Genomic DNA, 10,645 nt, shown 5'->3' on the forward strand with positions numbered 1-10,645 from the left:
CATTGACGTTTACGTTAGCGGAATCCATCAAGGACGGATGGACCATGCCAAGCCCTCCGCCCCCTCGCCCGAAGCGCTTGCCAGGGGGCTGGTCGCCCTGCTCGACGTCGAGGAGATCGACACCGATCTGTATCGCGGCGCCCGCCGACCGGGCGGCGAGGGCCGGGTCTTTGGCGGACAGGTGATCGCGCAGGCGCTCCAGGCCGCACAACGCTCGACCGAGGTCCCGCGCGCGGCGCATTCGCTCCACGCCTATTTCATGCGCGCAGGGGACGAACGCTATCCGATCATCTACCGGGTCGAGCGGGATTTCGAGGGACGCAGCTTCGCGACGCGGCGCGTGATCGCGATGCAGAAGGGCAAGCCGATCCTCAACCTCGCCTGCTCGTTCCAGACGCCCGAGGACGGTCTGCACCATCAGGACGCGATGCCCGATGTCCCGATGCCGGACAGTCTGGCATCCGAACGCGATCTCCTGGCCTCGCTGGGCGACCGGGTGCCCGCACCGATCCGCGCCTTTCTCAGCCGACCGCGTCCGATCGAGCTGCGCCCGGTCGATCCGCGCCAGTTGCTCCAGCCCGAACCGCGCGAGCCGACCCAGGCGATCTGGTTCCGGCTGGTGGCGCCGATCGGCGACGATCCGACGCTGCACCGCGCGGTGCTGGCCTATGCCAGCGACTTCGCGCTGCTCGGCACCTCGACGCTGCCGCACGGGGTGAACTGGCTGATCGACAATATGCAGACCGCCAGCCTGGACCACGCGCTGTGGCTGCACGAGCCGTTCCGCGCCGACCAGTGGCTGCTCTACACCACCGACAGCCCCTGGGCCGGCCATGCGCGCGGGTTCAACCGGGGGCGCATCTTCACCGCCGAGGGCCGACTGGTCGCCAGCGTCGCGCAGGAGGGGCTGATCCGGCTGCGCGACTAAAGGCCCGCCGGACATACCCGATCTTTGGAAACGCCGCCGTCCCTGCCCCACCTGCCCCGCGAAACGGCAAGAAGGGCGATGACCGGCAACACTTTTTCTTCTAATCGGCGATTACACGACCCCGTTACACGACCATGAGGAACTCGACGCGATGACCGCGATGCCCGTCGGCGAAGGGCTGAATACCGAACGCTATCGCCAGAAGCGCGACGCCATCCTGGCGGCGGCGGCGCAGGCGATCAACGAACAGTCGGCCAAGGGCATGACCTTCGCCGATGTCGCGCGCCGGGTCGGGCTGAACACCACCAGCGTCACCTATTATTTCCGCCGCAAGGAGGAACTGGCCGCCGCCGCGTTCGAGAACACGCTCGAGCGGCTGCTGGAGATGCTGGCGACCGCCGCCGAGGAGCCGACGCCGCAGGCGCGGGTCGCGCGCTATGTCTCGATCAACATGGCCCGGCTGGCACGGATCGAGCGGGGCGAGGAAACGCCCTTCGCCGTGCTGTCCGACCTGCGCGCGATGGAGGAGCCCATTCGCGGCCGGTTGATGGCCGGGTGGCAGAAAGTCTTCCGCGCCACGCGCAGCCTGTGGGGCCCGCCCGCCAGCCGCGCGCATACCGACCTGTACGGCGCGCGGGCGCATGTCCTGCTCGAAAACACCTTCTGGCTGCCCGTATGGCTGGGCCGGTACGAACCCGACCAATATGACCGGGTCGAGGCGCGGCTGCTCGACGTGCTGACCCATGGCGTCGCGGCACGGGGATCGGCCTGGCGTCCCACCCTGCTCGACCTGGAGCAACACCGGGCCAGCGCGTCGGAGCCGGGGCGCGAGGCGTTCCTGCTGGCGGCGACGCGGCTCATCAACCAGCTCGGCTATCGCGGCGCCAGCGTGCAGCGGATCGCGTCCGAGCTGAACGTGACCAAGGGCAGCTTCTACCACCATCTCGACGCCAAGGACGATCTGGTCGCCGCCTGTTATCGCCGCAGCTTCGACACGATCACCGGCGCGCAGCAACTGGCCGATGCGGCGGGGGGCAGCCATTGGCACAGGCTGTCGAGCGCGATCGCCACGCTGCTCGACATCCAGTTCGCCGAGCGCGGGCCGCTGCTGCGCACCTCGGCGCTGTCCAGCCTGGCGGGGGACGAGCGCGCCGCGATGGTCGAACGGTCCAACCGGATCGCACGCCGTTATGCGGGGACGATCATGGACGGCGTGGCCGAGGGCTCGATGCGCCCGGTCGATGCGCTGATCGCCGCACAGGCGTTGATGGCGCTCCAGAACGCCGCCTTCGACATGCGCAAATGGGCCAGCACCATGGAGCGGCCGCATGCGATCGCGCTCTATGCCTCGACCATCCTCTACGGCCTGTTCGACGACCGGCTGCTGGACTGACGCCGCGCCCTCTCCGCACATTTTGCGACAATATGCCGGGCGGCGCGACATGATCCGGCGACAGGACGGTGCGACAAGGGGGCATGACCGGAGGGAATGGCCCTTCCGTCCAGAAGGAATGCTCCCTCCATGCGAAAGACCCTGATCGGCCTTTCCTTCGCCGCGCTGCTCGGCAGCACCGCCGCCTATGCGCAGGACGACATGCCCCCTCCCCCGCCCGGCGGCATGATGGGGGTGCGACCCGACGCGAACGGCAATATCACCCGCGCCGCCGCCATCGCCGACGCCGACCGGCGCTTCGCCGACATGGATGCCGATCATGACGGCACGGTCACGCCCGAGGAAATGCAGGCCTATCACGCCCGGCGTCGCGCCGAATGGCAGCAGCGCCGCCCCGAAGGGCCCAGCTCCAGGGGCGAGCGCCCCGAGGGGGAGCGCCCCGGCAGGCCCGCACCGCGACCGATCACCGCCGATGCGTTCCGGGCGCGCGCGCTCGTCATATTCGACCGGCTGGACACCAATCACGACGGCAGGATCGATGCGACGGAACGCGCCGCCGCGCCCCGTTTCGGCGGCCGCCGCTTCGGCCATGACCGTCCGGGCGACCTGCCCCCTCCCCCTCAGCCTGCGCCGCAGGACCACTGAGCCGTCAGGCGGGGCGACCGATTCTCCCAACGGCCGCCCCGCTTGCGAGCCGCGCCCGCCATGCTAGACCCAGAGATCATGTCCGATACGCCGCATTTGCTGCTCGTCGACGACGAGCGTTCGATCCGCGAACCGCTGGCCGTCTATCTGACCAAACAGGGTTTTCGCGTGACCCAGGCGGGCGATGCCGCCTCGGCCCGGACGCGGCTGGCCGCCTATGCGATCGACCTCGTCATCCTCGACATCATGATGCCCGGCGAGGACGGCCTGTCGCTGTGCCGCCATATCGCCGCGACCAGCGAGGTGCCGGTCATCCTGCTGACCGCGCGCGCCGAGGAGACCGACCGCATCGTCGGGCTGGAGATGGGCGCGGACGATTATGTGGTGAAGCCCTTCTCCCCGCGCGAACTGGCGACCCGCGCCAAGGTCGTGCTGCGCCGGACCCAGTCCGGTGGCGCGCGGCTGCATGCGCCCGACAGCGGCTCCTATGCCTTTGCGGGCTGGGTGCTGAAATCGGGCGAGCGGTCGCTGGTCGATCGCGAGGGCGTGTCGGTGATGCTGTCGACCGGCGAATACAACCTCCTCCTCGCGCTGGTCAGCCGCCCGCGCCAGGTGCTGACCCGCGACCAGCTGCTCGACCTGACGCAAGGGCGCGAGGCCGCTGCCTTCGACCGCGCGATCGACAATCAGGTCAGCCGCCTGCGCCGCAAGATCGAGACCGATCCCAAATCGCCCGAGATCATCAAGACGGTCTGGGGCGGCGGCTATACGCTGGCCGCCGAAGTCACCCGCCTGTGACCGCCCGCCGATGACCGTCCGGCTCTGGCCGCGTCGGCTGGCGGGGCAGATGGCGCTGCTGCTCGCCATCGCGCTGTTCGTGGCGCAGGCGATCAGCTTCACCCTGCTGCTGCGCGAGCGGCGCAGCCTCCAGCTCGAACAGACCTCCGGCCCCGCCATCGCGCGCCTGAACGACGCCATTGAGCGCGCCGCCAGCGGCAAGCCGCTTCCCCCCGATCGCGGGCGGGTGCGGGCCTCGGCGACCAATCCGATCCGCCCCGACCTGCCGCGCGTGAAGGAGGTCGAGGCGCTGATCCGCGACGGGCTCGCCGAGACCGGCCATCCCGTCGTCCGGGTGGTGACCGGCGTGCGCCCCTTCAATCCGGAGGATTTCGACTGGCCCCGCCGCCGGGGCGACCGCCGTCGCATCCCCGCCGAGGAATTGCTGATCGCGGTCGAGCGCAAGGGCGGCGGCTGGTTGGTCACGCGATCCTTCTGGCCGCATGACGGCCTGTTCCTGGTCTGGCGGCTGATCGCGCAGACGCTGATCCTCTACGGCGTCATCCTGCTGCCCGTGCTGTGGATCGGGCGTCGCATCTCGCGCCCCTTGCGCGACCTGACCCGCGCCGCAGAGGGCTTCGATCCGCGCGAGAAGGGCGAGCCCATGCCCGAACAGGGCCCGCTGGACGTGTCGGCGCTGATCGCCGCGTTCAACGCCCTTCGCCTGCGGATCGGCGCGATGCTGGAGGAGAAGGACCGGATGCTCGGCGCGATCGGCCACGACCTGCGCACCCCGCTGGCCGCGCTGCGCGTGCGGATCGAGTCGGTCGAGGACGAACACAACCGGCTGCGCATGGCCGATACCATCGCCGAGATGAACAAGACGCTGGAGGACATCCTCTCGCTCGCGCGCGTCGGGCGGCCCAGCGAGGCGGAAACCGATGTCGACCTGAACGCGCTGGTCGATGCCGTGGTCGCCGATTTCCATGACCTGGGGCAGGATGTCAGCTTCGAGGAGCGCGGGCGGCTTCGGCTGAAGCTGCGGCCCTCGCTGATGCGGCGTGCGGTGCGCAACCTGATCGAGAATGCGGTCAAATATGGCCATTCCGCCGATGTCCGCATCGACGCGCTGCCCGACCGGATCGCGATCATCGTCGCCGATCGCGGCCCCGGCATCGCCGTCGACCAGCTGGAAACGGTGTTCGACCCTTTCATCCGGCTGGAGCATTCGCGCAACCGCGATACCGGCGGGATCGGGCTGGGGCTGGCGCTGGCGCGGTCGATCGTGCGCGAGGCGGGGGGCGATATCCGCCTGGCCAACCGGCCCGAAGGCGGGCTGGCGGCGACGATCACCCTGCCCCGCTGATCAGGCGTCGCGCGCCACCCGCAGCATCGCCGCCGCCGCCAGCACCATGACCCCCGCCGCGATCGCCATCGCCCAGACCAGGTTGCCGGGAAAGAAATGCCCGACCACAGCGCCCATCACCGACGATACGATAAGCTGTGGCAGCACGATAAAGATGTTGAACAACCCCATGTAGATACCCAGTTTTTCCGCCGGAAGCGCGGCTGACAGGATCGCATAGGGCATGGTCAGGATCGACGCCCAGGCGATCCCCACCAGCACCATCGCGCCGAGCAGCCACCAGGCATCGCGGATCACCAGGAACGACGCGAACCCCGCCGCGCCGCACAGCAACCCCAGGACATGCGTATTGCGCCGCCCGATCGCCCGCGCCAGCCGGGGCAGGACAAAGGCCCAGAGCGTCGCCACCCCGCTATAGACCGCAAAGAGCACCCCGACCCAGTTCGCGCCCTCGTTGAACGCCGCGCTGCTCGGGTCGCTGGTATGGAACACCCGATCGGCGACGATCGGGGTGGTATAGATCCACATGATGAACAGCGCCGACCAGGTGAAGAACTGGACCAGCGCCAGCCGCTTCATCGTCGCGGGCATCGCCGCGAGATCGGCCAGGATCTGGCTGAGCGCATTGCCGCCGCGCCCGCTGCGCACCAGCGCGGCGCTGACGATCTTCGCCAGGCCGAAGGCGACCAGCCCGCCGCCCAGCAGATAGACCGGCTTGTCGAGCCCCAGCCAGCCGACGCCTGCGACGATCGCCAGCCCGGCCGCGATCCAGAGCGCCGCCGCCCCCATGGCGCGAGACGGCGGGGCGTCGCCATGGCTGGCCTGCTGCGCATCGCCATCGGCAAAGGCGGCGATCTGTTCGGGCGAATATTCGCGCGTGGTCAGGACCGTCCACATCACCGCGACGAACAGCGCCGCCGCGCCGATATAGAAGCCGTAGCGCACCGAGGGAGGCACCTCGCCCGGTTCGGCGACATTGGCGACGTGAAAGACATCGGTCAGCACCATCGGCGCCAGCGATCCCAGCACCGCGCCCGCACCGATGAACCCGGTCTGGAAGGCATAGCCCGCCGTGCGCTGCCGACCGGGCAGCATGTCGCCGACAAAGGCGCGGAACGGCTCCATCGAGACGTTGAGCGACGCGTCGAGCAGCCATAGCAGCATCGCCGCCGCGACCAGCCCACCGGCATTGGGCATGCCCACCAGCGCCAGCGTCGCCAGCACCGCCCCCGCCAGGAAATAGGGCCGCCGCCGCCCGAAACGCCCCCAGGTCCGGTCGCTATAATGGCCGATCACCGGCTGGACGAGCAGTCCGGTCAGCGGGGCCGCGATCCACAGAAACGCCAGATCCTTCTCGGCGGTGCCCAGCGACTGGAAGATGCGGCTGACATTGGCATTTTGCAGGGCAAAGCCGATCTGGATGCCGAAAAAGCCGAACGAGGTGTTCCACAAGCCCCAAAAGCCCTGACGCGGCTTCTCCATATCCTGTCCCAATCATTTGTTTTATTTGTCTTTACGGCCGGATGCTCGATCCGCGCACGACCAGCGTCGCGGGCAGCAGCGCGGTGACACGCGGCTTGCCCGCAATCTCCGCCAGCAGCGCGCGGACCAGCAATCGCCCGGCGGCGGAGGCGTCCTGCAACACGGTGGTCAGCGGCGGGTGCGCGAAGCTGGCGGCGGGAATATCGTCGAAGCCGACCACCGACACATCGGCGGGCACGCGCATCCCCGCCTCGGCCAGCACGCGCATCGCGGCGAGCGCGATCAGGTCGCTGGCCGCCATGATCCCGTCGAACGCCCGCCCCCGCGCCAGCAGCGCGCGCGCCGCGCGCTCGCCCTCCTCCTCGCTGGAAATCGCGCCGACCTGAAGCGCGGGGTCGCAAGGCAGGTCCGCCTCGGCCAGCGCGTCGCGATAGCCGCGATAGCGGTCGTGGAATTCGGGATAATGGTCGGTCGCGTCGCCCAGAAAGGCGATACGCCGTCGGCCTTGCGCGATCAGATGCCGGGTCGCGGCCAGCGCGCCCGCATGATTGTCGCATCCGATGGTCAGCCCCGGCTGGTCCGGCGTCACCGATCCCCAGCGCACGAAATGGGTGCCGCGCGCCACCAATTGGTCCAGCTGCTCGCGATAATCGGCATAGTCGCCATAACCCAGCAGGATCAGCCCGTCGGCGCGGTGGCTGTCCTCATAATCGGCCTGCCAGTTGTTCTCGACATTCTGGAACGAGACCAGCAGGTCGTAACCGACCTCGGCACAGCTCTCCATGATCGAGCCCAACATGCCGAGAAAAAAGGGATTGATCAGCGTGCGGCCCGGCGAAGGATCGCGGAACAGCAACAGCGCCAGCGTCCGCGTCTGCCCGCTGCGCAGGTTGGAGGCGGCCCGGTCGACGGTATAGTTCAGCGTCTTGGCGATCGCCTCGATCCGGGCGCGCGTGGCCGCGCTCACCGAAGGACTGCCGCGCAGGGCCCGGCTGACGGTCGGCTGCGACACCCCCGCCAGTTGCGCGATGTCGAACGATGTGGGCTTTCTCTGGCCGACCAAGACGCGCGCTTCCTCCTCTCCCTGCTGCATACCGGCATTGCGCACATCGGTTAAGCAGCAACCCTGTCGTAATAATGCAACAGGCCGATCTGGCCGCATTGAATACGTATGCGGCTTTGTTGGCATTTTGCGCCATCGATTTCATGGAGGCTGTAACAACCATACCCGTTCGTCGAACAGAGACGGGGTTTCCTGGAGGGGATTTTCATGACGGTTCGCCCTGTGGCGCCGGCCGATGCCGCGCGCTCGTTCCTGAAGCTCGGCGTCAGCACTTTGGCCATGGTCATCGCCGCGCCGGTGTTCGCGCAGGTCGCGACCACGCCCGCCGATCCGGCCGCCAGCACCACCGCCGCCATCCCCAATGACGGAGCCGCCGCCGATCCGCAGACGCAGGATGGTGTGGGTTCGGGCGATATCGTCGTCACCGGCTTCCGCGCCGCGCTGGAAAATGCCGTCGCCGAGAAGAAGAACCGCGACCTCGTCGTCGAGTCCGTCTCGGCGGAGGATATCGGCAAGCTGCCCGACGCCTCGATCGCGGAGTCGATCGCCCGCCTGCCCGGCGTCACCTCGCAACGGGTCAACGGCCGCTCCAACGCCATCTCGATCCGCGGCTTCGCGCCCGATTTCTCGACCACCCTGCTCAACGGCCGCGAGCAGACCTCGACCGGCGACAATCGCGCGGTCGAATATGACCAGTACCCCGCCGAGGTCGTCAACCAGGTCCTGATCTACAAGACCGCCAATGCCGGGCTGATCGGCCAGGGCCTGTCGGGCACGGTCGACCTGAAGACCATCCGCCCGCTCGACTATGGCAAGCGCGTCTTTTCGGTCGGCGCGCGCGGCACCTATGCCGATATCGGCAAGCTGAATGCCGGATCGAAGGACTTCGGCTATCGCGCCTCGGCCACCTATGTCGACCAGTTCGCTGACGACACGATCGGCGTGGCGCTGTCCGCCAGCTATCTGAACGAGCCGTACCAGATTCAGGAAGGCAATGCCTGGGGCTATGCGCCGGTCACGGTGAACGGCGCCTCGGCCAATGTCATCGGCGGCTCCAAATCCTATGTCACCTCGACCACGCTGAAGCGGCTGGGCCTTTCGGGCACGCTCCAGTGGAAAATGAGCGACACCTTCACCAGCACGCTCGACGGCTTTTATTCCGACTTCAACGACGATCAGATCAAGCGCGGTATCGAGCTGCCGCTGGCCTGGGGCAGCGGCACGACGCTGACCAATGCGGTGGTCAATAACGGCCTCGTCACCTCGGGCACGTTCAACAATGTCGAAGGCGTCGTCCGCAACGACTCGTTCCAGCGCAAGGCCAAACTCTATTCCTTCGGCTATAACGGCAAGTATAAGGGCGATGACGGCTGGAGCGCGTTCATCGACGTCAGCTATTCGCGCACCGATCGCGACGAGGTGACGCTGGAGACCTATAGCGGCACCGGATACGGCCAGGGCAATGGTGCGACCGATACGATCGGCTTCACCACGGGGCGCACCGGCACCGTCTTCAAGCCGACGCTGAACTATTCCGACCCCAATCTGATTCAGTTGACCGATCCGCTGGGCTGGGGCGGAACGACGCGGCAAGCGGGCTATTTCAACGACCGCAAGATCACCGACCAGATCAAGCAATACCGGGTCGAGATCGAGCGCGAGGTCGAGACGCCGATCGTCCACGCGATCCGCTTCGGCCTGAACTATACCGACCACAGCAAATCGCTGGCGCCCAACGAATCCTTCGTCACGCTGCCGAACGGGGCGACCATCGCGCCGCTGCCCCAGCAATATCGCCAGACGCCGACCGACCTGACCTATCTGGGGCTGGGGCCGATGCTCAGCTATGATCCGCGTGCGCTGCTGGCGGGCGGGGTCTATACGCTGACCCCCAATACCAGCCCGGACGTGCCCGCCAAGGCGTACACCACGACCGAGCATCTGATGACCGCTTACCTCCAGACCGACCTGCGCACGCAGCTTGGCGCGGCGGAGCTGACCGGCAATATCGGCGTGCAGGCGGTCGGCACCGAGCAGAAGTCGCGCGGGCTGATCTATAACGGATCGGGCTATACCAGCATCGTCCAGGGCGACGATTATTGGGACATCCTGCCCAGCGCCAATCTGTCGCTGCGCCTGCCCAGCGACTGGGTGTTCCGCGTCGCCGCCGCGCGCCAGATGATGCGGCCGCGCTTCGACGACATGCGCGTCGCGCTATCCTATGGCTTCGACGCGGCGCAGGGGATCATCTCCGGCAATGGCGGCAATCCCTATCTCCGCCCGATCCGCGCCAATTCGTTCGACGTCACGGTCGAGAAGTATTTCGGCACGCGCGGCTATCTAGCGGCGCAGGGCTTCTACAAGGATCTCAAGAGCTTCGTTTACAATCTTGAGCAGCCTTATGATTATGCGGGCCTGCCCCTGCCCGCCGCTGTGCCGGTCGGCACGCCGACGCTGGGCCGCATCACCCGGCCGATCAACGGCTCGGGCGGGACCATCTATGGCGTCGAGCTGGCGGGCACGCTCCCGCTCGGCCAGGTGGCGAGCTTCCTCGACGGTTTCGGCCTGACGGGTGGCGGGTCGTACACCAAGACCGAGATCGTGCCGACGCCGGGCGGCGAGCCCGAGGATATTCCCGGCTATTCGCGCTGGGTGGCGAACGGCACCGCCTTTTTCGAGAAATGGGGCCTGAACATCCGCGGATCGGTGCGCTACCGCTCGACCTTCGTGGGTGAGTTGTCGGGCTTCGGCGCCAACCGCGTCCGCCGCCGCGCCATCGACGAGACGATCGTCGACGGGCAGATCGGCTATGACTTCCAGGAGGGCACGTTCAAGGGCCTGTCGCTGTTCCTGCAGGGCCAGAACCTGACCGACACGCCGTTCGTCACCACCAATGGCGGACAGCGCGATCAGGTGATCGACTATCAAAGCTATGGCCGCCGGTTCCTCGCCGGGTTTACCTATCGCTTCTGATGCCCCTCGCCCCGCGCC

8 protein-coding genes are annotated in these 10,645 nt (G+C 67.7%); 6 read left to right on the forward strand and 2 right to left on the reverse strand.

Annotation, left to right across the window (positions count from 1 at the left end; translation table 11 throughout):
- The first annotated feature begins 37 nt into the window (after nucleotides 1-37).
- From ABIC44_RS08165 to ABIC44_RS08185, 5 genes are all read left to right on the forward strand, one after another.
- Nucleotides 38-928 (forward strand): acyl-CoA thioesterase, encoded by an 891-nt coding sequence (locus ABIC44_RS08165; RefSeq protein ID WP_354294754.1) that lies wholly within the window; start codon nucleotides 38-40, stop codon nucleotides 926-928.
- Nucleotides 929-1,079: 151 nt separating this feature from the next.
- On the forward strand, nucleotides 1,080-2,321 hold the full coding sequence (locus tag ABIC44_RS08170; RefSeq protein WP_354294755.1) for a TetR/AcrR family transcriptional regulator: 1,242 nt from the start codon (nucleotides 1,080-1,082) through the stop codon (nucleotides 2,319-2,321).
- A 129-nt stretch (nucleotides 2,322-2,450) separates the two neighbouring features.
- Nucleotides 2,451-2,966, forward strand: coding sequence for an EF-hand domain-containing protein (locus tag ABIC44_RS08175; protein WP_354294756.1), 516 nt, complete (start codon nucleotides 2,451-2,453; stop codon nucleotides 2,964-2,966).
- Nucleotides 2,967-3,044: 78 nt separating this feature from the next.
- Nucleotides 3,045-3,764 (forward strand): response regulator, encoded by a 720-nt coding sequence (locus ABIC44_RS08180; RefSeq protein ID WP_307099751.1) that lies wholly within the window; start codon nucleotides 3,045-3,047, stop codon nucleotides 3,762-3,764.
- Between the two features lie 10 nt (nucleotides 3,765-3,774).
- A complete protein-coding gene (locus ABIC44_RS08185) occupies nucleotides 3,775-5,109 on the forward strand; it encodes a sensor histidine kinase (RefSeq protein WP_354294758.1) in 1,335 nt (444 codons plus the stop codon).
- Here the strand turns inward: ABIC44_RS08185 and ABIC44_RS08190 are convergent, their stop codons facing one another.
- Nucleotides 5,110-6,591 carry an MFS transporter gene (locus tag ABIC44_RS08190; RefSeq protein WP_354294760.1) on the reverse strand — a complete coding sequence of 494 codons (1,482 nt, stop codon included), beginning with the start codon at nucleotides 6,589-6,591 and terminating at the stop codon, nucleotides 5,110-5,112.
- Between the two features lie 31 nt (nucleotides 6,592-6,622).
- Complete coding sequence (locus ABIC44_RS08195) at nucleotides 6,623-7,654, reverse strand: LacI family DNA-binding transcriptional regulator (protein ID WP_307099756.1); 1,032 nt, start codon at nucleotides 7,652-7,654, stop codon at nucleotides 6,623-6,625.
- 207 nt (nucleotides 7,655-7,861) lie between these two features.
- On the opposite strand from ABIC44_RS08195, the gene ABIC44_RS08200 reads away from it, so the two are divergent.
- Nucleotides 7,862-10,627, forward strand: a complete 2,766-nt coding sequence (locus ABIC44_RS08200; RefSeq protein WP_354294762.1) for a TonB-dependent receptor — start codon at nucleotides 7,862-7,864, stop codon at nucleotides 10,625-10,627.
- Nucleotides 10,628-10,645: the final 18 nt, after the last annotated feature.

It is taken from the genome of Sphingomonas sp. 1185, from assembly GCF_040544655.1.
Taxonomy (GTDB): Bacteria; Pseudomonadota; Alphaproteobacteria; order Sphingomonadales; family Sphingomonadaceae; genus Sphingomonas.

Bases quoted from the DNA above. Each gene is read 5' to 3' on its own strand.
- ABIC44_RS08165 (WP_354294754.1), top strand. From the start codon at position 38: ATGGACCATGCCAAGCCCTCCGCCCCCTCGCCCGAAGCGCTTGCCAGG.
- ABIC44_RS08185 (WP_354294758.1), top strand. From the start codon at position 3,775: ATGACCGTCCGGCTCTGGCCGCGTCGGCTGGCGGGGCAGATGGCGCTG.
- ABIC44_RS08200 (WP_354294762.1), top strand. From the start codon at position 7,862: ATGACGGTTCGCCCTGTGGCGCCGGCCGATGCCGCGCGCTCGTTCCTG.
- ABIC44_RS08175 (WP_354294756.1), top strand. From the start codon at position 2,451: ATGCGAAAGACCCTGATCGGCCTTTCCTTCGCCGCGCTGCTCGGCAGC.
- ABIC44_RS08190 (WP_354294760.1), bottom strand. From the start codon at position 6,591: ATGGAGAAGCCGCGTCAGGGCTTTTGGGGCTTGTGGAACACCTCGTTC.
- ABIC44_RS08170 (WP_354294755.1), top strand. From the start codon at position 1,080: ATGACCGCGATGCCCGTCGGCGAAGGGCTGAATACCGAACGCTATCGC.
- ABIC44_RS08180 (WP_307099751.1), top strand. From the start codon at position 3,045: ATGTCCGATACGCCGCATTTGCTGCTCGTCGACGACGAGCGTTCGATC.